Raw genomic sequence first — 24,300 nt, 5'->3', positions numbered from 1 at the left:
ATGCTGCTGTCTTGACGTGGAAATTCATGTGAGGTGAGCATAGTGAAACCTGTTGTAACAGATAACAACCGCATTTTTCGGAGAGTGGGCGTGGTGTTGGCCCTCTTTCTGCTGACGATTAGCATTGGGGTGCCGCTGTTACTCATCTTCTGGCAAAGTGTGTACCCGAACGGGCAATGGGATTGGATGGCCCCGCTCCGTACAATTACGGGGCATCATCTATCCGGTGTGTTGCTGAATTCCGTGTGGCTGGGCATCTGTGTGGTGGCGATGACAACGCTGCTGGCGTTACCGCTCGCTTGGATGATGTCCAAAACCCGAATGGGAGAGCACCGCTGGGTGGATGTCATCCTGATGATTCCGTTCATGACTCCACCGTATATCGGCTCGATGGGATGGATTCTGTTTATGCAAAAAGGGGGATACCTCCAGCAATGGATACCCTCCTCTGCGAACTGGACGGAGCTGTTCTTCAGTTTCTGGGGCATGGTGATGATCATGAGTCTGCACTTGTTCCCCTTCCTCTATTTGCTGCTGCGGGATGCGTTAATCCGCATCGGCGGTAATTTGGAAGAAGCGGGAGCCGTGCACGGTGGGCGTGCGGGATACCGATTCAGACGTATTATTTTACCCTTGTTGCTGTCATCTTACGGGATGGGGATTATGCTTGTTTTCGTCAAAACGATCGCGGAGTTCGGTACGCCCGCGACCTTTGGGCGCAAAATCGGTTACTATGTTATGACTTCCGAGATTCACAAATATATCTCCAGTTGGCCGATTGACTTCGGTAAGGCGACTTCACTGGCGTCGGTCTTGCTGTCCGTCTGTCTGGTGATGTGGTACATGCAGTCCGCAATCAGCCGGAAGTTCACGTATCGCCTGGTGGGCGGTAAAGGGCAACGGTCGAAACGGTATTCCCTCCGAGGCTGGGCCGGATGGTTATGCGGTGCATATCTTGCTGTTTTGCTCATCCTATCCATCGGCATCCCGTATTTCTCGATCATAGCGGCATCCACGATGAAGCTACGGGGAGTGGGGCTTGCTCTGGACAATCTGACATTGGAGCACTACCGGGAATTGTTATCCTGGGGTTCAGTAAGTATGAAGGCGATCGGCAACAGTCTCGGATTATCTCTGGCAGCTTCTACGGTTGCAGTAATCATTGGTACGGGGTTTGCGCTGGCGATTGGCAAGTCATCTTCGTTCATGCAACGGGTTATCGACTTGTTCAGTCTGTTGCCCAACACGGTGCCGGGTATTGTTATGGTGGTTGGTCTGATTCTGTTCTGGAACTCGCCTTGGATGCCCGTGACGCTGTATAACACGTATGGGATGGTGGTGCTTACCTATGTTGTGCTGTTCCTGCCATACACCGTGCAATATGTAAAATCAAGCTTCACCCAGATCGATGGCACGTTGTTTCAGGCGGGTCAGGTGTTCGGCGGTAAGCCGCTGTACATTCTGCGGCGTATCCTTATTCCGCTGATCCTGCCCGCTATGCTGGCGGGCTGGATGATGACATTTACGATTGCCACGCGAGAATTGGTCGGCTCGCTTCTGATTCTTCCGCCGTCGATGCAGACGTCGGCGACGTATATTTTTGCCCAATTCGAACAGGGTCAGGTGTCACTTGGGATGGCGATGGCTGTAGTAACCGTCGGGATGACGGTGCTGATGTTACTGGGGATTGAAATGCTGAATTCAAAGAGAAAGTGGAATGCTTCATGATCAAACTGAATGTATGGGGCGGTGCGGGCGAGCATGGACGTTCCGCCTATCTGCTTAGCGGGAGCCGTTACCAACTGTTGCTGGATTGTGGTGTGAAAAAAGAAGGCAACGGCGAATATCCGCTCATCGTACCGGAGGTTGTGCCACAACTGGATGCGGTGCTGTTATCCCATGCCCATGAGGATCACTCCGTTGCCATCCCGCTTCTCTACAAGCTGGGGTATACAGGTGAAGTGTGGACAACACGCGAGACAAAAGAGCAGTTAACAACTTATTTTCGAGCTTGGCGTAATAGCATGGAACGTGCGGGTCAATCCTTGCCCTATGATGAAGCAGATGAAAAACGGATTCGCTATCGATTTTTAGAGGATGAGGCTGAGCGTGAGTACTGGTTTGAATTGTTGCCTGGTATATCGGTCATGTGGGGGCGCAGTGGACATTTGGCTGGATCAGTCTGGTTCGGGCTGGAGATGGAAGACAAGCGAATACTGTACTCTGGCGATTACACCTCGGAATCGATGCTATTACAGGCAGATGATATGGCTAACGGATTCAGGCAGGCTGATCTGAAGAGACAGAGACTGAACGAGGTCATGCCCATTGCTTCTGTAGTAGGTGGAGCGCAACGTTTGTCTTTGTCCAGCAATGCATCCGTTACGAGTAGCAGGCATGCCGTGGAGTATTCTCCTTTGGAAGTACAAATGCAGGTGAAAGCACACAAATACCCACACAAGGGCCAGCACAAAGATCAACATAAATACCGAGAAGAAGGCCAGCACAAGCAACCTGCCATCAGACTGGATTTGGCTATTATCGATGCAGCCTATGGAACAGATCGTGATGCTCAGGCAGACAAGTTGCAGCAGCTGGAAAGTGCCATCCAGAATGCTCTTCATCAAGGTGGTAAGGTGCTCATGCCCATGCCTGCGGTTGGCCGAGGACAGGAACTGATTTTGTGGGCGCAAGGACGTTTTGCAGATGTACCTTTGATTGTGGAGCAGAGGCTTGTAGAGGGCATGAAGCAATTGCATCATGCATCCTCCTGGCTCAGAGAGCAGGAAGGTGAAGTCACCGAAAGTGCGCCTGCTCATAGGATTGCAACATTTCTGAGCGGAGAAGGCTGGGAAAGAGTGAGTACACCCCAAGAACGGACAAAGTTGCTTGAAAAATATGAAGCTTCGCTCTGGTTCATTCCGGATGGCATGATGCAGTCTTCACTCGCACGCTGGTATTACGGGATGTGGGCACCTGAAATGCAAAATCTGATTTTGCTCACGGGACATACTTCTGCCGGTACATTTGCACATCAATTGCTCGAAAATCCTGAGCAATACGGCACATGCAGGGTGGAAAAGGTCCGATACAAGGTTCATCAAGGATGGCATGATGTGGAGCGGATGTTGAACCGGGTCTCTGCCCGGCACAACGTGCTGGTTCATACCGATATTGCAGAGACAGGGCGGCTGAGACAGGGATTGCTCGCCGGACAATGTCAATCTGGTACAGATATTGACCTGTTATCTCCTGGGGATGAGTTAATCTTTTGAAGGATGGCTTGAAAAATAACGCCCACTTTGGTGCATGGATAGTCCAACTGAATGAGAAACTATAGTCAGAATTTTGGATGATTACTATTTGGTTTCGTACGATCCTGCAAGTTCTACGATTATATTCCAATCTTCATTTTCAAAAAGGATGTTTTTTTCATCCTCGGGTTCGCCGATCCGCACTTCAAGGATGACCATCCTGGTTTCAGCGAGAATAGAATAGACGCTATCCGAGGTGATCTTGAACTGATTGCCGATTGTCACCTGGGTGACCTGTCCGTTGATAAGCAAGTGACCGCTGCCTGCAAGTACAGTCCACGCGCGACATCCTGCCCGGTGCCAGTGCAATCCGATATGTTTGCCCGGTAGAACCGTTGTGTTCAATGTGGTTACGGTTGTATTTTCATCTTCTATCGAGCTCTCTATGACACGATAACTGCCCCAGGTTGCTTCACCATACATCGGTTTTAGTGGCAGGCTGCCTAACTGCGCTTTAATTTCATTTGAATTATTTTTGTTGGCAATGAGAATGCCGTCTGGACTTGCGGCAGCGATAATACCTGGCACACCAATGATTTGCATGGGGTAGGGAAGCTCATTAACAATATAGGAATCGAAGGATGACTCAGAGATTTCACCATGTCCGAAAACATGGGAATCTAACTGGGCGCATAGCGTATCCCAGCTTCCGATATCCTGCCATACTCCCTTATAAGGCAGAACTACGGCCCGCTGCGCCTTTTCTGCAACATGCTTGTCAAAACTTCGTTCAGGCAACACTCCATACAGGGAGGACAATTGATCATAATGAACCGGAAGTCCCATTTTTTCAATATGGGATATCATAAACGCGACGGTGAACGCGTATACTCCGCAGTTCCATAGTGCCCCACGTTGCAGCAGATTTTCAGCAATGGCGGCTTCGGGTTTTTCTATAAATTGTGTTACTGGCGCATAAGCATTACGTTCTACCCCACCCGGCAAGATGTATCCATACTGTTCTGAAGCATGTGTAGGCCTTGTCCCAATTAAAGCGATATCGGCTTGAGACTGTTTCAATATGTCTGGAAGTGATTGGAAATTGCCGAAAAAATCCTCACCTGCGAACACATCGGCAGGCGCGATACAGATCACATCGTCATTTTTAGCCATTCGGGAGGATTGCAGATATAACGTCGCTAAGGCTGCGGCAGTAAAAGTACCTCGCTTATATGGTTCCCCGATGACTGGTATTTTGTCTTGAGTATGTCGAGCCGTAATGCTAGCCTGATCCCGATGTGAAATAATGATCGCTGAATCTGTCAGGCGTGAACTGTCAAGCTGGCGGCATATTCTGCTGATCATGGATTCCCTACCTCCAGCGGGTGATGGAAGTATATCTACGAACAGCTTGGAGCGGAGCTCATTGGATAATGGCCAGAGCCTTTTGCCAGAGCCACCGCACAGCAGTACGATATGCATAGGCTTCCTCCTTAAGCTCAGGGAGCTTTACTATAGATTTTGCGTTTATGGAAGGAAAGAGAACGATATTTAAGAGCCAGGTGACGGATTTGTTGCTCTTTTAGCGAAGAAGCATTCATATTCAGACTTTTATTCATCGAACTTCTAAGGACCATGCTACCCGGGTTTTTCGTATACATAAAATTGGCATACGTTTCGTACTCGGAGAAACCAAACTGCTTCTTCTTATTGATACTGAAGATGATCGCTTTGTACCATGGCAGCTTATGAACCGCTTCGATTTTCTGTTTTAGGGCAGCGAGTTTCGATTTTTCAAACAGCATATAATGGGTAACAAAAGAGCGGGGACGCGGAGCTTTCATGCCTAATAACTTATGGTAGGTATTGAAATATTCCGGCTGGCTCCAATCACGGCAGTAAAATAACGTTTTGCCTTCTACAATAAATGAATGAGGTTTAATCAGTACGGTATCCGCGTCCATGACTAGAAAGTGCTTTGCTTTCACAATGGAATCTCCGTTCATTTTGAGCAGCTGCTGATATAACCAGCCTGAGCGATTCCAACGGGAGGACTGGTAGTGTATCTCGTTTTTGGTTATAGGCAGAACGGATCGCTCATTAACAAAAATGCAGTTTTTACGGGAGCAAAGTTTTCTGATTTTGGTGCTGGCCGGAGAAACAATATATATGCTTCCGATGGGATGTGTTACATAACGGCGAATGTTATCAATGACGAGGGGAAGGGTAGCCAAATCTTTCTCAATCGCTGGTATAAGAACATCAATCTTGGTCGCAGTATTCAACTGCATTCCACGCCGAACGGACATCTTCTCAACTCCTTGCACATATCGTTATGACTTCTTTCATGGTATGTGTGCAAAAGTGTTTTGGTCAGGGCATGTGCTAATATACATTTTTTACGAATAGGGACTTTTGTAGAGGGTTCCTATATCGGTATGACATATAATGCATGCAGGATCTTGATCAAACAAACAGTAGGCTTTGATGCGGCTGCTGAAGGGAGAGCTTATGGCATGGGTGTTGATAAATTGCAGCCATTAAGAAGCAAGTGGTTAAAAACAAAATTGATTATTAATAATGAATCTATTAAACCGTTTATCCCAGACACACAGAAATTTAACAAAACGAATCTGAAATCCATGATGAGCAAGTATGGAATGGTCTATGTTAAACCCGAGAGAGGTACTTTCGGGATGGGTGTCATTAAGGCTGAAATGGAAGACCATCAACATTTTGTCTATCAGCATGATCAAAAACGTCTGACCTTTAACAGCTTTGAATCGTTCTATACCAGTCTGACACGTTTGGTGAATAAGAGAAGCTATCTGATTCAGAGAGGAATCCATCTTCTTAAGCACAACAAGAGACGTTTTGATATCCGAGTCATGATACAACTAAGCCCGACCAAACAATGGGAAGCTACTGGAATCATCGGCCGACTGGGTCATCCAAAGAAAATCGTAACCAATTATCATAGTGGTGGTACACCGATGGATGTTCACAAGCTGCTAAACTCTCATGCATCCACAAAACGCAGAAATGAACTGATTCAGGAGATGAATGAACTTAGCCTGCGCATAGCTCGTCATATGAAGAAAAAGTACTCTTATCTTAATCAAATAGGTGTGGATATCGGACTGGACCACAGTCTAAAACCCTGGATTATTGAGGTGAATGTCAAACCTGACCCATTCATATTCAATCAATTAAAGGACAAGACGATGTATCGAAAAGTCATACGATATCATCGCCATGCTGCAAAAAAACTAACAAAATAAAAGACCGGATTTTTCATGAGAAATCGGCTGGAGATGGTTACCGGCTCAAGAGTCGCCAATGTGGCGACTTTTTTGTTGAACTGCATTTCAGCTTCCGTATGTGGGTTGTAATTAAGTTTCACATTTAAATTGACTTGTGAAATTTTGTGTCATATACTGAGTGAAATATGAGCAGGACGGGGCGGGATAAGCATCCGGTCCAGGGGAGGCTGGAAAACAATATGGCTGTTCGCAGGGAGATTGGCAGTTATCCGATGTGGGAGGCGTACCGTTCTAAACGGGAGCACCTGGTGATTGGATTGATGTCTGGCACATCGCTGGACGGAACGGATGCAGCACTGGTACATATACAGACAGATGAGCACGGAGCGATGCAGCGAATGGAACTCGTTGATTTTATCTGTACGCCATATACGAATGAGCTCAGAGAGAGGCTGATTCGCTTATGCTCTCCCGAAACAGCGCGTGTTGATGAGCTGACAACAGCCCATTTCGGTGTATCCGAATGGTACGCACAGAGTGTACAAGAGCTGTTGCAATCAGCTGGTGTCTCAAGCGGACAAGTCGATGTAATCAGCATGCATGGGCAGACAATCTGGCATGCACCTGTTCCTTCTGCGTTTCCAAGCCCGTTGGGTACCGGCAGTTTGAAAGTAAGTTCTACACTGCAAATCGGCGAGTGTGCTGTAGTGAGAGAGCGCACAGGGCTGCCTGTCATTGGCAACCTGCGTGCCAGAGATATGGCGGCAGGCGGGGAAGGTGCTCCGCTCACTCCCTATGCTGACGCATTAATGTTCCGTAGTGCTACGGAAGGACGTCTGGTGCAGAACATTGGCGGGATCGGCAATGTGACTGTACTTCCGGCAGGATCATCCGAGACGGAGGTTTCGGCTTTCGACACAGGACCAGGGAATATGGTGATAGATGCACTGGTTCGTCATGCTACCGAAGGGAAGCAGCATTACGATCCGAACGGGAGCATAGCAGCGAAGGGAACCGTGCACCCCGAGCTGGTGGCCTACTGCTTGAATGATGACTACTTCCGTCGCCACCCCCCCAAGAGTACCGGACGTGAAGTTTATGGTGCAGATTATGCCAAGCGACTTATGGAATTTGCGGCATTGCATGATCTGTCACTGGAAGATCTGTTAGCTTCCGCAACTTGGCTTACAGCAGAGACCATAGTGCGGGCCGTTGAGGATTTTGTGTTACCCAAGACGTCAATCTCGGCAATGCTTACCTGCGGCGGCGGTACGTCCAATGACACATTAATGAAGATGATTCGGTTAAGACTTCCAGAATCCATACGTCTGAAGCGTACAGCAGATTACGGTGTTCCGGATGATGCCAGGGAAGCGATGGGGTTCGCGCTGCTTGGACATGAGGCTTTGATGGGCAGAACAAATACACTTCCTGATGTAACAGGTGCGGCACATGCCGTTATTTCAGGACATCTGACTCTGTAGTGGCCATTGAATTGTCAAGGTAAGCAGTATCTCCAATTAGACGTGGCAATAAATATAAGATAAAATGCTTGTACAGATAACAGTACGGAGAGGAGGAGCGGATGGAAGGTATGAAAGGTGGACTTGTACGTTTACGCGCATTACTGGATGATCTGACTCCGTCAGAACGAAAGATCGGAGCTTACATTCTGGAACACCCCCAAGAGACAGTGCAGTCGTCCGTTGCGCAACTGTCTGAACGAAGCGGAGGCAGTCCGGCCGCCATTATCAGGTTGTGTAAATCCCTTGGTGTAACCGGTTTTCAGGAGCTGAAACTCAAAATAGCGGGGGATTTACAGACCAATGAGCAATATCAATATACAGAGATTCGTCCTAAGGACTCGGTAGAGAGTATTATTCAACATGTGTCTACAAACAATATTCAATCGATCAAAGACACGGTTCATATTTTGGAACCAAGGCTTGTAGATCAGGCGGTTAACATGCTGGACAAAGCCAATCGCATTTTTTTCTACGGCGTGGGCGCCTCTAATTTGATTGCACTGGATGCACACTACAAGTTCATGCGGATTAACCGTACCAGCTTTTCGTTCGCCGATCCACATATGCAGATTTCGTCTGCAACGACGTTGCGTGAGGACGATGTTGTGGTCTGTATCTCTTATTCAGGCGAGACCTCCAATGTGATTTCCTGTTTGGAGCATGCCCGTGAAGGTGGTGCAGGAACGATCAGTATTACCAAGTGGGGCAGTAACACGCTGAGCAGTCTTGCGGATGTTCCTCTCATGATTACGTCGATGGAGAGCGATATTCGCAGTGGAGCTACCTCTTCACGCATTGCGCAGCTTAACGTCATTGATATTCTTTACCTGGCTATTGCCAGCCGGGATTATAATCAGTCGGTGCAGTATCTGGAGAAGAGCAGACAAGCGATTCAGGAGCATAAATGAGCAACGAAATTGTGGTGTGTTTAGGAAATAAAAACGTGGAGAATCCCGTACAGTCATATGTACCAGGGATTTTTTTGATGAGGAATACAATTGTACGCTATGAAAAGTAAAAAAAGAGAAGCCAACCGGGCAGGTAGGCCTTCTCTCATGTAAATAACCATCTCTCAGCGCCAGAAAAGCTGCCTATAAGTACCAAATGACTTGCTGCCTGTGCTTCTTTATCACAAACAAGCTACCGCACAATCTCCAATGATCCTTAAACAGGTAGAAGATAAATGGTACAGAAACTAGCTAGGGTACCGTTCTAATCAGCCTGATCCGGCAATAGCATGACGTACAAAACCATCTGCATTCTCCAGCCGGCGCCCGGCTTCAGCTGCATCGACATCAGCCATCAGCATCACGATCGCTGTTTTGACATGCCCATTCGCTGCGGTAAAGGCTTGTTCAATTTCGTTTTCCTGAGCTCCAGTTGCAAGCTGTATCATGCGTTTTGCTCGATGTACAAGCTTTTCATTGGACGGATTCAGATCCACCATGAAATTACGATACACCTTACCTAAACGGATCATCGCGGTTGTCGTCAGCATGTTCAGAATCATTTTCTGGGCGGTACCGGCTTTCATGCGAGTCGACCCCATCACGACCTCCGGTCCCATAACCGCTTCAATGCTCACATCCGAGAGTATGCTCATGGGTGTATCAGCATTATTGCTCACCCCGATGACTACAGCACCGAGCTGCCTGGCATAATTCATGGCTCCAAGCACATAAGGGGTGCGTCCACTTGCTGCAATGCCAACGACAACATCATTAACACGTAATTCGTGCTGCTTCAAATCGGTTTCCCCGGCTTCTTCGCTATCTTCTGCGCCTTCTACCGGATCCTTAATTGCCCGAAACCCGCCTGCAATAATACCTTGCACCATAGAAGGTGGAGTACCATACGTAGGGGGGCATTCCGATGCATCTAGAATACCTAGCCTGCCGCTTGTACCTGCGCCTACATAAAACAGTCTTCCCCCCGATTGAAAACTGGCTACAATGCGGTCTGCGGCTTGAGCAATGACTGGAATTAGTGGCTGAATAAGCTCAGCTATGCGGCGATCTTCCCGATTGATGAGTTCCATAATTTCCGCTGAAGGCAGTTGATCCATATCATCTGTCTGTGGGTTAGGCTGTTCCGTTACTAATGAGTTAAGCGTATGATTCATCCGTAAGCCCTCCTTTTTTTGTTTAGAATGATTTATCCAAGTGGCATTGTAGTCTTGCTAACTGTGCCGCACCCACGGCCGGGACAGGAGCATTTTCCAAGCAGACAATCTCCTGTTGATCGTGCACTTCGGTAAGATGGTGAAGGAATGTATTTCGAAACAGGCAAGAGTAGCGAAATATGGAACCGGAAAGTGCCATAGGAGCCGTGGCGAAAGAAACATGTTGGCGTATTAGCGCTTTAGCGGTATCGGCCAGTTGCTTGGCCTCATCCATGAGAAGGAAACGTGCTACCTCATCCCCTCCAGCAGCGGCTTCTATCGTCAGGCGAGCCATGGAAGCCATGCTTGATTTGTTCCAGTCCGCTTGGTATACCACGTATTTTAATTCCGGTGGATGCTTGACTTGCAACTCCTGCAATACGAGTGATGTCAAAATGGTTGTAGGTAAAACGCCATCATGGCTCTTCATAACGCTTTGCAGTGCACGCTGTCCAATTCGATAACCGCTCCCCTCATCTCCGAGTAGATGTCCCCACCCGCCTGCCCGGTTCACTTCACCTTCCGGTGTGATTCCATAGATGATCGATCCGGTTCCTGAAATGGCGAGCAAACCGTGCGGTTGCCCAAGCGAGGCCATTAGTGCGATTTCTCCCTCCGTGACAATATGGATCGTACAGTTCGCATGAATGGAATCAGCCGTGTTTTTCTTGCTTTTCATATAGTCATTAACGTGAGCAGTGATCCATTGTCGCTCCTGATCTTCAGCTATACCTGACATGCCAAGACATATACTCTCACAATTAGACAAAAATTCTACATTGGATGAAAATAGAACATCTAAGAGATGTAATAACTCCTTTACAGCTTCGTGAGGCGGCACACTATGTGGATTCGTTGCACCGCCACGAGCTGTTGCCAGAATGTCCCCAGATTCAGAAATGATTGCTGCATCAGTTTTGGTACCGCCTCCATCAATTCCTGCGTAAACTCGCAAGCGTGCTCACCTCGTTAGGGCATATTTTCTTTTTTTCATAGTATAGAGGCTTAAAACGAAAAAGTAAAATTAAATTTTATGAACAAATTTATTGTTGAATTTTTATTTTACACCTCATATAATGAATTCAATCCACAATTTTGGAAGGAATCGATACGATTGATGTTACATTAATTAACGTTAAAGTTTCATTAGTAACACTAGACCTTGCTGAACAGGTCGATCTCCAAGGAGGTGTAGATTTCGGCTCTGTGCCAAGCTGCGAACAGAGGGTTACGAAAGGGAAAGGTAACAGAAGGGCACCAGCAATAGACATTCATAATGGGCGTAGGACAAGAGAAGACGACATGCAAAAGGAGATGAAGGATATGAAAAGGAAGGGTCTTGTTTTGGCGATGGTGTTATTGATGGTCTGGATCACAGCCTGTGGCAACAGTGGTGGAGCAGATTCGAATGATCCGGGTGCGAATGATACGGTGACGGTATGGACATACCCGGTTCATGGCACATACGAGGATGAATTGAAGGACTTAATTGCTGATTTTAATAAGGAACACCCGAATATTACGGTGAAAACGGAAATGCTCTCCTGGGCTGAGGGGCCCAAGAAATTTGATGTCGCTTTAAACGCGGGAAATCCGCCTGATCTGTACTTCCATAGTGTGGACGGTACGTATGTGAATACCGGACTGGCACTGGAACTGGACAGTTATCTGACCCCTGAGATCAAAGATGACTATCTGCCGGGCACTTTGGAACTGGGGCAGATTCAAGGGAAACAATACGGTCTGCCTCTCTATCAATTCCAGTGGGCCTGGGGCGGTAACAAACGTATTCTCGATGAAGCGGGCATTGATTGGAAGACCATCCAGAAGAATGGCTGGACCTGGTCCGAGTTTAACGAAGCCGCGGCCAAGTTGACGAAAACGCTGGATAACGGAAGTAAACAATATGCCTTGGTGACAGATGGTACTTCGCTTGATTTTATTGAAATGCTCTCCCGTAACAACGGCATGATTGATGTGCTGGACGAAAGCGGGAAATTCCAGTGGAATGACGGCCGCATTCTGGACACGCTCTCTTTTATCAAAAATCTGATGGATCAAGGATATATGCCGAAGGAAACGGCCGCACTTGCTCCGGCGAAGCGGACAGACATGTTCTATGCCGGTGAAACGGCAATCATCTCGAAGGCGATTCCTTATTATGATGTCATGATTCAGAACCGCAACAAAGATATTGACGATGGCAAGGTGCAGGGGGAGAAGATTGATTTTGTATTGCTGCCCGTACCGCACAATGATAATCAGCCTGCGGCAACAACGATGGGCGGCGAGGGTTATGTGGCTTTCAAACAGAAGAAGGACAAAGGTGAGCAGCATGCCAAAAATACCTTCCTCGTTATGGAGGCACTGAGTGGTGCCAAAGCGGGTAACTCGGCTAATGAGCTGGCGCTTCCTTTTGTAAGACAATCTCAAGCCGATCTGTTCAAAGGCAAGGAACTGGGACAGCAGGTCAATCTGGATGCGGCCAAAGAGATGGCGAAACACATCGCAATGCCAGTCGTGCTCAAGCTGGATATCGACAAGGCTTCACAGCAGAAACAGTTCAAGGAACAGGTCGTTAAGCCTAACATTCAGGCTCTGTTCTCGGGTGAGAAGACACCGGAGCAGATTGCGGAAGATTTTAAAGGCAAAGGTCAGCAGATGTTCGGACAATAACCAACTACGCAGTGACACATTGATTCGGAGAGGAGGATTCGCCATGCAGACCGCCCTTGCGCCGGAGCCTGCGCCCCGGCATTCCCGGGTTGTCCGGTTCTGGCGAGATTACGGGTGGGCGTATTTGTTTATTTTGGCGCCTGTCCTGCTGTTTCTCGTTTTTACACTGTACCCCGTATTAACAGCTCTTGTTATGAGCTTTCAGAAATACAACATCATGAACTCCACGTGGGTGGGACTGGATAATTACGAACGTCTGGTGAAGGATGAAACCTTCTGGAAGTCGATTAAAAATACCGTCATTTTCACGGTGGGAACAGTGCCAGTTAACATCCTGATTACGTTTGTGCTCTCGTATTTCATCTTTCAGATGAAAAGCAAATGGCAGACGTTCTTCAAGGCCACACTTTATCTGCCTGCGGTAGCGTCGGGAGTGACAATCTCGATCGTGTGGCTCGCCATTTTTGACCCGACGGATTCGGGACTGCTCAATCGCTTCCTGAGCTTTTTCGGCCTTGACCCGGTCATCTGGCTTGGTCAGTCAGGCACAGCCCTCTTTTCTCTAATCTTGATGAACTGGCTTGGATCCCATGGTGCGGGCATCATTCTGTATCTTGCGGCTATGGGAGGTATCCCAAAATCGCTGTATGAGGCTGCCGATATCGATCATGCGAGCGGATGGACACAATTCAGCAAGATTACATGGCCCCTTTTGAAACCAACGACGCTCTACTTGCTTGTAACTGGCGTCATTACGTCCTTCCAAGTGTTTATTTCTGTATACCTGATGACCCAAGGCGGGCCAAACTTTGCGACCACTACAATTGCTTATTTAATTTATGAGACGGCCTTTAAGTTCTACGAGTTTGGATTAGCCTCGGCACAATCCTTTGTACTGGCAGTCATCATTATTGTCATCTCCGTGATTCAATTCAAATATTTCTCCAGTGATATCGAGTATTAAACAAGGCTTTCATTAGGCATCCGGGGGTGAATACAACGTATGAATTCAACACGAAAAAAGATGCTGCTTGTTATAGCGTCTGTTCTGTTGGCTGGCTGGGCACTGATTACGATTATTCCTATGTACTGGATGCTCGTCGGATCGGTGCAGGATACAACGATGTCAGCTTCGTTCAAGCCACAGATGATACCCGAGCAGCTGTCCATGTCGCCGTATGAACGTTTTTTTGCCAAAACGGATGCATGGCGCTGGCTCTATAACTCGTTACTGATCTCCGTTATATTGACGGTCACCAATGTGTTCTTTGCTTCGCTGGCAGGATATGCATTTGCTAAATTAAAATTCCCGGGCAGTCAGGCCGTGTTCTGGGTGTTGCTTGGAACGATGATGATTCCTGCACAGGTGACGCTGATTCCACTCTACATTTTGATGGTCAACGTGTTTGATCTGGGGGATACGTACACAGCGATTATCCTCCCCGCAGCAGTCAGTGTTGGCAACATCTTTCTTATGAAACAATTTATGTCCACCCTGCCGACTTCACTCATTCATGCCGCTCGAATTGATGCGTGCAGTGAGTTCGGCATCTTCTGGAAGGTCATTCTACCTATGGCAAAGCCAGGTATAGCAGTGCTGGCGATTTTCACTTTTGTTGCCTCGTGGAATGAATTTTTCTGGCCTTTCCTGATCACCAATTCGAATGAGATGCGCACGGTACAGGTTGGACTCGCATCCTTTGTTTTTGCTGAATCCACCGACTTCGGTGCCATGATGGCTGGAGCCACAATCGGTGCATTGCCGATGATCATTCTCTTCTTCTCATTGCAACGTTATTTCTTGCAGGGTATCACGATTGGAGCTGTGAAAGGATAACCATGCAACATTTGCAAGTACAGCAGGTGACAATGTAAAGGGGGATTAACCTATGGCACGCGTGGAGTTTCGCCAAGTGCGCAAAGAGTTCAAAGACGACCATAAAGGAACGTTCACGGCAGTCGCCGGTTCGGACTTTGTAATAGAAGATAAGGAATTTGTCGTGTTTGTTGGGCCTTCGGGCTGTGGTAAAACAACCTCACTGCGAATGATCGCGGGGCTTGAGAAACAGACCAGTGGGGACATCGTAATCGGGAATCGGATTGTGAATGATCTGCATCCCAAGGATCGGGATATCGCCATGGTCTTTCAGGATTATGCCTTATATCCGCATATGACCATTCGGGAGAATCTGTCCTTTGGTCTGAAAAATCTGAAGAAACCCAAAGCCTATATCGATGAGCAAGTACAGAATGCTGCTTCGATTCTGGGGCTTGAGGCTATGCTGGAGCGTAAGCCGCGCGAATTGTCCGGAGGGCAGCGCCAGCGTGTTGCCGTGGGACGTGCAATTGTGCGTGATCCGCAGGTCTTTCTGTTCGATGAGCCGCTCTCTAACCTGGATGCCAAGCTGCGTGTGCAGATGCGTGTAGAGCTTGGGGAGCTGCATAAAAGGCTGGGCGCGACGATCGTTTATGTTACACATGATCAGGTCGAGGCTATGACGCTTGGGGAGCGCATTGTAGTGATGAATCATGGGGACATTCAACAGGTTGCATCACCGAAGGAGCTCTATGCCAGCCCGCGCAATATGTTTGTGGCCGGTTTCATCGGCTCACCAGCAATGAACTTCATTGATGCCCACATCGAAGGTACACAAGTGAAGATAGAGGGTACATCCTTCACGTTATCAGCCAATGTGTTAGAGCGCTTAAGCAATTATCAGGGTAAACGGGTCATTCTCGGACTGCGTCCAGAGCATATTTTTGGTGATGATGTGGCACCCAATATTCCGCAAGATCACATGCTTCAAGCACGTGTTCAAGTGGTGGAGCATCTAGGGTCGGAAAATTTGATCTACTTCCATCTGGGGAGCCGAACGGTGACAGCCAAGGTTCATCCTGAGACCCATGCATATGTGGGGATGGATAAGACCTTTGTGCTAGATATGCGTAAAGCCCATTTCTTTGACCCGGAGACGGAGATGGCGATTGGACTGGAATAGATGTTGAATGACAGAAGGGAGAACAACACCTATGCGTAAACTGAGTGAAGTGCTGGTCAAGTCAGGGGTGGAGATCTACCGGGATATCATTCCGGTGGCACTGTTCAGTGCGGGCAGCTCCGTGCTGCTCATTCCGATTCTCATGTTTGCACCGATACCGGTGGCCGTGCTGCTGCTTGCCATCATGTATATGCCGCTCTTGTTTGGTGTCTGTTACGCAGTGCATCATCGGCTGGAGCGGAAAGAGCGCCGGAACGGGCTGCGTGATATGTGGGAAGGCACGTGGAGAGGGTTGCTTCCGGGCGGTGTGACAGGGCTGCTGTTCGCACTGCTCGGTTTCATCCTCTGGTCAACCTGGTGGTTTTACGGAGGGAAAGGCAACATGACGGGCATGGCAGTAGGCATGTTTCAGACGTTTTTTGTCATCTTGGCGTTCATTTCACAGTTCTACACTTGGCAGCTTATGTTGCAAAAAGGAATGGGCATCCTTCAGGCGATGGGAGAGAGTGTGAAGTTGTTCTTACGTTATCCGGGGTATACGATTGCGGCCTGCTTCCAAGTGGTGTGCCTTAGCGCACTGCTTATGCTGACGGTTGTGGGATTCGGAGCGTTGTTTGCAGGTATGTTTGCCATCTATCAGCATAAGGCCGCAAGTAATCTGATTGAACCTGAAGAGGAGCCAGTTTCGTCCCGTGGTAACGATCATCAGCAAGTCGGTTGGGTAAGCGAAGGTCATGTATCATGAGGGTGAAAACAGGAGCGGATGTGCTGGCTGAGGGAACTGCACATCCCTGGTTAACTGGTGGTGCACGAATTGGTTTGGTGACGAATCCGACGGGCATCACAGCAGACTTTGTCTCCACGGTGGATGTATGTGCAAGCTTAGTGGATGCCCAGCTGACGGCTTTGTTTGCATGTGAGCATGGGTTGTCTGGAGAGCTGCAGGCGGGTATTCCTTTTTCAGACTCGGAACACCCCCGTTATGGCATTCCGGTATACAGCTTGTACGGTATACATAAGAAGCCGCAGCCTTACATGCTTGCTGATGTGGATACGGTTCTTTTTGATATTCAGGATGTGGGTGTGAGGTATTATACGTATGCTTCAACTTTATTTCAGATGATGGAGGCGTGTGGCGAAGCGGGAAAACGTCTACTGGTGCTGGATCGCCCCAATCCGCTTGGCGGTGTGGAGGTGGAAGGCGGTTTACTTAAGGACGGGTTTGAATCCTTTGTAGGAGCCTGGGCTACATCCATTCGAAACGGTATGACGATTGGGGAACTGGCTTTGCTTGTCAACGCCGAGCATCATGTGCCCTGTGAGTTAGAGGTCATAGCGATGGAGGGCTGGCGGCGAAGCATGACTTTTACTGAGACGGGGCTGCCCTGGATGATGCCTTCGCCTAATATGCCAACGGTAGATACCGTACGTGCTTATGCGGGAACGTGTCTGTTGGAAGGGACTAATGTATCGGAAGGTCGAGGCACGACGAGGCCATTTGAATGGCTGGGTGCCCCGTGGATCGATGGGCAACAGCTAGCAGATGCGATGCAGTCTCATAAATTGGGCGGGGTACATTTCCACCCGGTGTATATGACACCGGCCTTTTCCAAACATGCCAGAGAACGATGTGGGGGTGTAAGGCTGTTTGTCACAGAAGAAAGGCACTTCCGTTCTGTTGAAACAGGTTTGTTGCTTTTGCATGAGATAGCCATTCGATACCCCGAACAATTTGAGTGGCTTGAACCTCCACGTAAGGGCTCCCGATATTTTATTGATTTACTTACTGGAGGGGGAGAGGTTCGCGAGACCATTGGAGACGGTCGTGGTTTATTTCGTTTAATGGCAGCTTGGCGTGAGCAGGAGAAGATGTGGCAGGAACGCCGCAGACCCTATTTGCTATACGATGAATGACGCGCTTAATGGGCAGGTAGGAATGAAGAGTAGCATGGCAGACAGGGATGCTGCTCTTTGGCACGAGGGTTTAAGGTTCATGGGAGGAGGACACGTAATGCTAATGCGTAGCTTGAAGGACAGGGTGAAGCAAAGAATCGGGCAGATGAGCTTAAGAGATAAGGTCGGGCAGATGTTGTTATGCGGATTTCATGGAACAGAGCCGGAAGGTGAGATAGAGAAGCTGCTTGGGGATTATCCGATTGGCGGCATCGTTTATTTTGCAAGGAATGTGGTTTCGCCTGAGCAGGTAGAGCGGCTATCTGGTGGTTTGCAGAACATTGCGCAAGCAAGGGGCAATGTACCTCTCTGGATTGCTATTGACCAGGAAGGCGGCATGGTGGCTCGAATTACAGAGGGGATTGCACTTATGCCTGGACAGATGGCCATTGCTGCGGCCGGATCGGTGCAAGATGCTTATGAGGCAGCTCACATTAGTGGAATGGAACTGCGATCGATGGGCATTAATATGAACTTTGCTCCTGTACTCGATGTGAATAACAATGCGAACAACCCGGTTATCGGTGTGCGTTCTTTTGGGGAATCCGCGGAAAAGGTAGCCGACTTCGGTGCGGCATCCATTGCGGGCTTTCAGAATGCCGGTATCGCTGCGACAGCCAAACATTTCCCAGGTCATGGCGATACGGATACCGATTCCCATCTTGACCTTCCTGTAATCACCCATGACAGAGCAAGGGTCAATCAGGTGGAGCTTGCACCGTTTCGAGCAGCGATAGCGGAAGGCGTGGATGCCATGATGTCTGCTCATATTTATTTTCCGGCACTGGAGCCAGAGCGCCTACCTGTCACATTGTCCCATTCGGTATTAAGCGGATTGCTTCGAAAGGAGCTTGGATATGAGGGTATGATCTTGACCGACTGTATGGAGATGAAGGCGATCGCGACTCACTACGGCACGGTCGATGCGGCGGTGATGGCGGTTGAAGCTGGAGCAGATATGGTACTGATCAGTCATACAGCACAGTTACAAGTGGAAGCTTTCGAAGCATTGATGAATGCGGTGAAAAGTGGACGTATCAGTGAGCGGCGGATTGATGAGTCTGTTAGACGTTTGCTGACATATAAAATGAAGCGTGGGCTAATGAATGTGGAGATGGGGCTGGAGAGCGACACGGCAGTAGAGATATCTGTCAGTATGAGCGGCAAATTTGGTGTGGATGATGTCCATGCAACCCCGGCGGTGGTTCACGATTCCATGAATTCCATGAATGCAAATCAGCCATTTGCCGAGCCGTTTCAACGTAATAGTCCACTGCATCAGGAGGTAGCTCAGCGAATCAGTGAGAAGAGCATTACATTAATTCGGGATGCACAACATATGTTGCCGCTAAAACAAGAGCGAACACTTGTCATTACGGTTGCCGCAGAAGTAACAAGTATTGCTGATGAACAGTTGGATGGAGGGGTAACACTGGGAGCGGCTTTGTCTGCTCAAGGCTTGGAAGTGGTGGATATGAGGGTAGCGGCGGATGAAGTTGCGCTGTCCTCGGCTCGTCTGCTTCAAGCCGCAGAAGCGGTGGATATAGAGCAGATTGTGGTCGGCACCTACAATGCAGGCAGCCCTTCCGGCGACCCGCAATGCCGATTGATCGGCTGGCTTCTGCAACTTGGCAAACCGCTGGCTGTAATCGCACTTCGCAGTCCGTATGACCTACAGAAGCTGCCGGATGTGCACACTTATATCGCGGCATATGAGAGCAGGCCTCTCGCCATGAGCAGTGCAGCGAAAGCGATGATGGGACAGATCCTTTTCAAGGGCCAGCTTCCTGTCACGATTGAATAAATAGATGCAGATTTGGTAGATTTACAGGTAGAGAATCAAGATATATGAGTCTACTATGACGCAATATAAAGAGGTATAAAGCAAATAAAGAGGTATAAAGCAAATAAAGAGGTATGAATATATATGAAGCGATTGACGCGATCTGACGTGACTTGACGTAACGCAAGGTAGATGAAACCGGACTTTTATGTATATGAGGGATGAGCTGGTGTCTCCTCACACTGCCGGTATAGCAACGATGTATGAGAATAACAAAAGGGACGAGGCTTTTCATACTTCGTCCCTTTGCGTGTTGCATACTCTTATTATTGTACGTGCAGAAAGCGTTATTAATGGGATAACCCAAACCGTAACCGATTATAGTGATCACGGATGATGATATTTGGTTCATTTTGGTGGGTTCTAAAATCTAACGATCTCCAGAAACGTTATTTGGGTGATATTAGCCGGTTGTATATTCTAACGATCACAGGAAAGCTTATTTAGAGAAATCGATACGAAAATGGGAATTGAGCATGTGTTTTTAGAGAAATAAGGTTACTGGTGATCGTTACAATTTCTGAAGGCTGATTATAGCTCAAATAAGCTCATCTGAGATCGTTAGAATAAACAGGGGGTGGGTGAAGGGGGTTACCCAATCCCCAACCTCAACCCAACCTCAACCCGACCCAACTCGACCTAACTTTAACCTCAATTAACCCCCAACCCAAACTCGAACTAATCCCTGAGCTCAACGTAATCTGGTCCCCGAACCATCAACACCAATCAGAGCATCAACCACAAACCAAACCACAAACCAAACCACAAACCAAACCACAAACCAAACCACAAACCAAACCACAAACCAAACCACAAACCAAACCACAAACCACAAACTTTCAACCCCGCTGAATGGGCGGCTTCTTTATGATGCTTCAAGCGACCTCACAATTGCAAAGCTTTGGCCGTTCGTGCCTCTACATCACTTAGCAGTGTGGTCATATCCATGCCCGCATGATTACCGAGCAAGATAATGGTAATATCATCGGATAGATTACGTGAAAATGCTGTGGAAAACCCGCCGCCGCTTCCATTATGGAAGACGATGCGTTTTGTTGCGTTTTCCTTGAGAATCCAGGCATAGCCGTAATTTTTGTTGGAATAGGGCTCATACATCGTTTCAATCGTTTCCTGACTTAGAATCTGGTCAGTGTATAAGGCCCGATCCCATTTCAACAGATCATCCACGGTAGAGTAGAGCGTACCTGAACCGGATTGTGAAACATAGTAAGGTGCAGGTGTCCATCCTTTTCCTTGCTGGACAAAGCCGCTGTTCGTATGCACTTTGCGTGATGCTTCTCCCGAATCTTTCATGCCGAGCGGTTCCAAAATGGTTTGTTGTACATAGTCTGCATAACTCATGCCAGATACCTGTTCCACAACGTACGCAAGCAACACGTAACCGCTATTGCTGTACAGGTAGGCACTGCCGGGTTCGAACTTCAAGGTTTTGTGACGAATCTCTTCTACCGTTTGTTCAAGTGTATTGCCTTCCCCGCGACCGAAGGCCGACGGCAGACCCGACGTTTGGGACAGTAACATATGCAGAGTAATCTGATTTCCCTTCGGGATGCCGGAAATATAGGTGGAGATCGGATCTTGAACATCTAGCTTGCCTGCTTCTGCCAAACTCAAGATGGAAGCCGCAGTGAATGACTTGCTCAAGGAGGCGATACGGGTCTTCTGGTCCGGACGATTCATTGTCTGTTCATCCGCGAGACCATACCCCTGTTTCAGCAAGGCTTCGCCCCCCCGTGCAATCAGAGCCATCCCCGGATAGTTGATCTCACGCAGATAGGCATCCACGCTAGCGACTTCAGGATCGAGCAAGCTGACCTGGTCAGTCATTATACCAACATTCATCTGGCCTGAAGGCGTTCGCTGGACTTCGATATCGGCCTTCAAAGCATTGGCCAGAGTACGGACAGGAACCATTAATGTGCCGTTAATGGTGCGTGAATTCGCTGGAGAGGCCAGAGAAACCTGGTTTACTTTAATGGACTTACTTCCGGCTTGATGCACCAGCTTGTCCCTGCCAACGGTAATTGTAGCTGTATTGGTACGGGCATCCCACTTCAAATTCCCTTTAACAGATTGGACTACATCTCGTAAGGGAACGAACGTTGTACCTTTTAGAATAAGCGGAGCGTTGTTCCAGAATTGCGGCTCCCCGTTAACTTCAATATGCACGGCTTGTGTAGTCTGCGCTGCAGAAACCGTAGAGGTGTTAGACAGCCCGAATACCGTGCCTGCGCATAGAATGAACGTGAATAGAAAACGAAGCATGGATGGATAGCCACTGCTAGATACAGGTTGTTGCTTGTGAAACTTGCCTAAGATTTGGATCCTCTCCTTCCAAGTGTTTCTTAATAAACCATTATATAAATATTGTAAACGATCCCAACAAGGGGGTCAAAAAGAGAGTGTACCTAAAGTAATAGGATCAGACCATTAAAAATGGGATTATTTAATATGGATACATAATGTTTCGCGGTGAACTTTCCGATAAAAAGAGTTGAACTTAAAGATGGGAGATAGATAGATAATGAGAAAAGGGCTTCAAAAAAGGCTTCTAACAGGGCGAGAAATGAAGGTGAGGTTTCAATCACGGTTTACGTTGACGGTAAAAAAACGGCTGATTGCCGCATTCCTTTTATTCCTGATCGTACCTAGTCTTAGCGTAGGGTGGCTTGCTTATCTTAAGGCAGCAGATCAGGTTAGAATGGAGATTACTCGTTCTGCACAGGCCAAAACGGAAATGCTTAGTCTGCAGATTGATCAGATGCTCAATATGGAGAAGGACAACGCTGTACAGATGGCATCGGGGATTACCTCCGAAGACATTATTAATAAGAGTCCTGCGCTTCAAGCTCAGATGGATCGGATGTCGAAAAACCATAAAGAACTTGGTGTGCTTACGGCTGGAGCCGAGGATGGCAGCTGGATGAAATCTCCTGATGCCGGAGACCAGATTTATGATCCTCGTGAGCGTCCATGGTACAAAATGGCGATATCACAATCGGGGCCGGTGATCTCGGATACCTATCAGTCTTCAGCAATAGGGGAATGGGTGGTTACAGCAGCAGCCAAACTGGCAGATGGAAAGGGTGTTTTTGGAGCTAATGTAAGCTTGAATCATTTGAAAGAGACCGTAGACCAGATCCATATCGGCGAAGCGGGGAAACTGTATATGTTGGATAATGGCGGGAAATTTTTGTTCCATTACAAGATTGAATCCGGCACGCAGTCCGATCAAGGCTACATTAACGAGATGTACACGAAAGATCAGGGAACCGTGAAGTATATATATGATGGTCAACCGATGGAGGCGGTATTTTACACAAATACGGCCACGGGCTGGAAAATTGTCGGCGAGATGATTCCCTCCGAAGCGGCGGAGTCCGTGAAACCGATTATGATTCGTGCGATTACACTTGTAGGCGTAGCCATTATTGTGGGTATTGTGCTGTTGATCTTTATTATCCGCAGCATTCACCGTCCATTGCAGCAGCTAACACAAGCAGCATCTCAAGTAAGTGCAGGAGACCTGACGGTTCGCGTAGGCCTGCGGCGCAAGGATGAGTTCGGTCAGCTTGGTGATAGTTTTGATACGATGACCACTTCACTGCGTAATGTACTTGGCGAGGTACATGATACATCCAGTCAACTGGCAGCATCATCGGAAGAGCTGATGGCAAGCTCTGAGCAGACCTCCAAAGCAACGGAGCAAGTAGCGGAGTTGATGCAAGATGCAGCGGCAGGAACAACGATGCAGAATGAAAGTCTTGCAGCGACAGAGCAGCTTATCGGTGAGATGTCACTTGGCGTGAAGGAGATTTCTGCAAGAGTCGGAGATGCGGAGCGTATTGCGATCGAAGCCTCCTCCAAATCGGAAGCGGGAATGGTCACGATGCAGGAGGCCGTATCCCATATACAGCAGGTGAATGATGAGAGCAAGGCTATGGAGGCTGTTATCGAAGATCTGCGAGCGAAAAATGATGAAATTCTGGAGATTGTAGCAGAGATTACAGCCATTGCCAAGCAGACGAACATTCTGGCACTGAATGCTTCCATTGAGGCTTCGAGGGCAGGCGAGCATGGCCAGGGATTTGCTGTGGTTGCTAACGAAGTGAAAATGCTTGCGAACAGCTCAGGTGCTTCGGCAGAGCGGATTAATGAGCTTATGCGCGAGATGCATGAGAAGACTCATGCTGTTCAATCTACCTTTGCACGCACAGGTGAAGGTATGGAGAAAAGCTCACAGATGATCACAGAAGCTGGAGAAGCCTTCCAAACGATTCGTGATGCGGTTCGAACCGTTGCGGCTCAGGCTGAAGAGGCAGCTGCAGCTTCCCGTCAGATTGATCAAGGAATGGGACATGTGAACAAAGCTGTAAACGAAACGATGGTTCTCTCTAACCGGATTGCCGCGGGAACCGAGGATGGTTCGGCGGCCGCTCAGGAGCAACTTGCTACAATGGAAGAGGTTGCTGCATCTTCAGCCGCCTTGTCTCGCATGGCAGAGGATCTGCAGAGCATGATTGAACGATTCAAATTGTAAGTGAGTGAGTATGAAAGCAGGTATGAAGACTGTCGGGGTGATGAACCGGCGGTCTTTTTTCTTT

General features: G+C 48.2%; 19 protein-coding genes. 13 read left to right on the top strand and 6 right to left on the bottom strand.

What is annotated here, in order from left to right; all coding sequences use genetic code 11:
- The first annotated feature begins 42 nt into the window (after positions 1-42).
- Both ABIE27_RS26025 and ABIE27_RS26020 read left to right on the top strand, forming a co-directional pair.
- The gene (locus ABIE27_RS26025; protein WP_429351891.1) at positions 43-1,728 is read left to right on the top strand and encodes an ABC transporter permease; all 1,686 of its coding nucleotides are present in this window, start codon (positions 43-45) and stop codon (positions 1,726-1,728) included.
- Entirely contained in the window at positions 1,725-3,275 is a 1,551-nt protein-coding gene (locus ABIE27_RS26020) for an MBL fold metallo-hydrolase (RefSeq protein ID WP_429351885.1), read from the top strand. The genes ABIE27_RS26025 and ABIE27_RS26020 overlap by 4 nt, the downstream gene beginning before the upstream one ends.
- Positions 3,276-3,359: 84 nt before the next feature.
- Here ABIE27_RS26020 and ABIE27_RS26015 read toward each other — a convergent pair whose 3' ends face one another.
- Together ABIE27_RS26015 and ABIE27_RS26010 are read right to left on the bottom strand one after the other, a co-directional pair.
- The gene (locus ABIE27_RS26015; RefSeq protein WP_429351884.1) at positions 3,360-4,736 is read right to left on the bottom strand and encodes a sugar phosphate nucleotidyltransferase; all 1,377 of its coding nucleotides are present in this window, start codon (positions 4,734-4,736) and stop codon (positions 3,360-3,362) included.
- A gap of 17 nt (positions 4,737-4,753) precedes the next feature.
- The gene (locus tag ABIE27_RS26010) at positions 4,754-5,563 is read right to left on the bottom strand and encodes a DUF6492 family protein (RefSeq protein ID WP_429351883.1); all 810 of its coding nucleotides are present in this window, start codon (positions 5,561-5,563) and stop codon (positions 4,754-4,756) included.
- 153 nt (positions 5,564-5,716) lie between these two features.
- Here ABIE27_RS26010 and ABIE27_RS26005 point away from each other — a divergent pair, with 153 nt between their 5' ends.
- From ABIE27_RS26005 to ABIE27_RS25995, 3 genes are all read left to right on the top strand, one after another.
- Entirely contained in the window at positions 5,717-6,535 is an 819-nt protein-coding gene (locus tag ABIE27_RS26005) for a YheC/YheD family protein (protein ID WP_240036994.1), read from the top strand.
- Positions 6,536-6,756: 221 nt separating this feature from the next.
- Entirely contained in the window at positions 6,757-8,001 is a 1,245-nt protein-coding gene (locus ABIE27_RS26000) for an anhydro-N-acetylmuramic acid kinase (RefSeq protein ID WP_240036996.1), read from the top strand.
- Between the two features lie 110 nt (positions 8,002-8,111).
- Positions 8,112-8,951: a MurR/RpiR family transcriptional regulator gene (locus tag ABIE27_RS25995; protein WP_123065632.1), complete on the top strand. Its 840-nt coding sequence runs from the start codon at positions 8,112-8,114 to the stop codon at positions 8,949-8,951.
- Between the two features lie 308 nt (positions 8,952-9,259).
- Here the strand turns inward: ABIE27_RS25995 and murQ are convergent, their stop codons facing one another.
- Together murQ and ABIE27_RS25985 are read right to left on the bottom strand one after the other, a co-directional pair.
- Positions 9,260-10,165, bottom strand: coding sequence for an N-acetylmuramic acid 6-phosphate etherase (gene murQ / locus ABIE27_RS25990; RefSeq protein WP_123065444.1), 906 nt, complete (start codon positions 10,163-10,165; stop codon positions 9,260-9,262).
- A gap of 22 nt (positions 10,166-10,187) precedes the next feature.
- Entirely contained in the window at positions 10,188-11,159 is a 972-nt protein-coding gene (locus ABIE27_RS25985) for a BadF/BadG/BcrA/BcrD ATPase family protein (RefSeq protein WP_429351882.1), read from the bottom strand.
- A gap of 368 nt (positions 11,160-11,527) precedes the next feature.
- On the opposite strand from ABIE27_RS25985, the gene ABIE27_RS25980 reads away from it, so the two are divergent.
- From ABIE27_RS25980 to nagZ, 7 genes are all read left to right on the top strand, one after another.
- Positions 11,528-12,880, top strand: coding sequence for an ABC transporter substrate-binding protein (locus ABIE27_RS25980; protein ID WP_123065633.1), 1,353 nt, complete (start codon positions 11,528-11,530; stop codon positions 12,878-12,880).
- A gap of 43 nt (positions 12,881-12,923) precedes the next feature.
- Complete coding sequence (locus tag ABIE27_RS25975) at positions 12,924-13,844, top strand: carbohydrate ABC transporter permease (RefSeq protein WP_429351881.1); 921 nt, start codon at positions 12,924-12,926, stop codon at positions 13,842-13,844.
- A gap of 39 nt (positions 13,845-13,883) precedes the next feature.
- A complete protein-coding gene (locus ABIE27_RS25970; RefSeq protein ID WP_145334230.1) occupies positions 13,884-14,717 on the top strand; it encodes a carbohydrate ABC transporter permease in 834 nt (277 codons plus the stop codon).
- 52 nt (positions 14,718-14,769) lie between these two features.
- Complete coding sequence (locus ABIE27_RS25965) at positions 14,770-15,879, top strand: ABC transporter ATP-binding protein (RefSeq protein WP_123065448.1); 1,110 nt, start codon at positions 14,770-14,772, stop codon at positions 15,877-15,879.
- A gap of 31 nt (positions 15,880-15,910) precedes the next feature.
- Positions 15,911-16,624 (top strand): hypothetical protein, encoded by a 714-nt coding sequence (locus tag ABIE27_RS25960; RefSeq protein ID WP_429351880.1) that lies wholly within the window; start codon positions 15,911-15,913, stop codon positions 16,622-16,624.
- A complete protein-coding gene (locus tag ABIE27_RS25955) occupies positions 16,621-17,793 on the top strand; it encodes an exo-beta-N-acetylmuramidase NamZ family protein (RefSeq protein ID WP_123065450.1) in 1,173 nt (390 codons plus the stop codon). Before ABIE27_RS25960 ends, ABIE27_RS25955 begins: the two co-directional genes overlap by 4 nt.
- Positions 17,794-17,890: 97 nt before the next feature.
- Positions 17,891-19,636, top strand: a complete 1,746-nt coding sequence (gene nagZ / locus ABIE27_RS25950) for a beta-N-acetylhexosaminidase (RefSeq protein ID WP_429351879.1) — start codon at positions 17,891-17,893, stop codon at positions 19,634-19,636.
- A 765-nt stretch (positions 19,637-20,401) separates the two neighbouring features.
- Here nagZ and ABIE27_RS25945 read toward each other — a convergent pair.
- Positions 20,402-20,554, bottom strand: a complete 153-nt coding sequence (locus ABIE27_RS25945; protein WP_429351878.1) for a hypothetical protein — start codon at positions 20,552-20,554, stop codon at positions 20,402-20,404.
- A gap of 6 nt (positions 20,555-20,560) precedes the next feature.
- Positions 20,561-21,961: a serine hydrolase gene (locus ABIE27_RS25940; protein ID WP_123065451.1), complete on the bottom strand. Its 1,401-nt coding sequence runs from the start codon at positions 21,959-21,961 to the stop codon at positions 20,561-20,563.
- Positions 21,962-22,292: 331 nt separating this feature from the next.
- Here ABIE27_RS25940 and ABIE27_RS25935 point away from each other — a divergent pair, with 331 nt between their 5' ends.
- The gene (locus ABIE27_RS25935; RefSeq protein WP_429351877.1) at positions 22,293-24,236 is read left to right on the top strand and encodes a methyl-accepting chemotaxis protein; all 1,944 of its coding nucleotides are present in this window, start codon (positions 22,293-22,295) and stop codon (positions 24,234-24,236) included.
- Positions 24,237-24,300 lie beyond the last annotated feature (64 nt).

It is taken from the genome of Paenibacillus sp. 4624, assembly GCF_050435065.1.
Lineage (GTDB): Bacteria > Bacillota > Bacilli > Paenibacillales > Paenibacillaceae > Paenibacillus > Paenibacillus amylolyticus_D.
Note: the sequence above shows the minus strand (reverse complement) of the source record. Positions and strands in the feature narration are given on the sequence as shown.

Bases quoted from the DNA above. Each gene is read 5' to 3' on its own strand.
- ABIE27_RS26010 (WP_429351883.1), bottom strand. From the start codon at position 5,563: ATGTCCGTTCGGCGTGGAATGCAGTTGAATACTGCGACCAAGATTGAT.
- ABIE27_RS26020 (WP_429351885.1), top strand. From the start codon at position 1,725: ATGATCAAACTGAATGTATGGGGCGGTGCGGGCGAGCATGGACGTTCC.
- ABIE27_RS26000 (WP_240036996.1), top strand. From the start codon at position 6,757: ATGGCTGTTCGCAGGGAGATTGGCAGTTATCCGATGTGGGAGGCGTAC.
- ABIE27_RS25940 (WP_123065451.1), bottom strand. From the start codon at position 21,961: ATGCTTCGTTTTCTATTCACGTTCATTCTATGCGCAGGCACGGTATTC.
- ABIE27_RS25960 (WP_429351880.1), top strand. From the start codon at position 15,911: ATGCGTAAACTGAGTGAAGTGCTGGTCAAGTCAGGGGTGGAGATCTAC.
- ABIE27_RS25995 (WP_123065632.1), top strand. From the start codon at position 8,112: ATGAAAGGTGGACTTGTACGTTTACGCGCATTACTGGATGATCTGACT.
- ABIE27_RS25955 (WP_123065450.1), top strand. From the start codon at position 16,621: ATGAGGGTGAAAACAGGAGCGGATGTGCTGGCTGAGGGAACTGCACAT.
- ABIE27_RS26015 (WP_429351884.1), bottom strand. From the start codon at position 4,736: ATGCATATCGTACTGCTGTGCGGTGGCTCTGGCAAAAGGCTCTGGCCA.
- ABIE27_RS25980 (WP_123065633.1), top strand. From the start codon at position 11,528: ATGAAAAGGAAGGGTCTTGTTTTGGCGATGGTGTTATTGATGGTCTGG.
- ABIE27_RS25975 (WP_429351881.1), top strand. From the start codon at position 12,924: ATGCAGACCGCCCTTGCGCCGGAGCCTGCGCCCCGGCATTCCCGGGTT.
- nagZ (WP_429351879.1), top strand. From the start codon at position 17,891: ATGCTAATGCGTAGCTTGAAGGACAGGGTGAAGCAAAGAATCGGGCAG.
- ABIE27_RS25970 (WP_145334230.1), top strand. From the start codon at position 13,884: ATGAATTCAACACGAAAAAAGATGCTGCTTGTTATAGCGTCTGTTCTG.
- murQ (WP_123065444.1), bottom strand. From the start codon at position 10,165: ATGAATCATACGCTTAACTCATTAGTAACGGAACAGCCTAACCCACAG.
- ABIE27_RS25965 (WP_123065448.1), top strand. From the start codon at position 14,770: ATGGCACGCGTGGAGTTTCGCCAAGTGCGCAAAGAGTTCAAAGACGAC.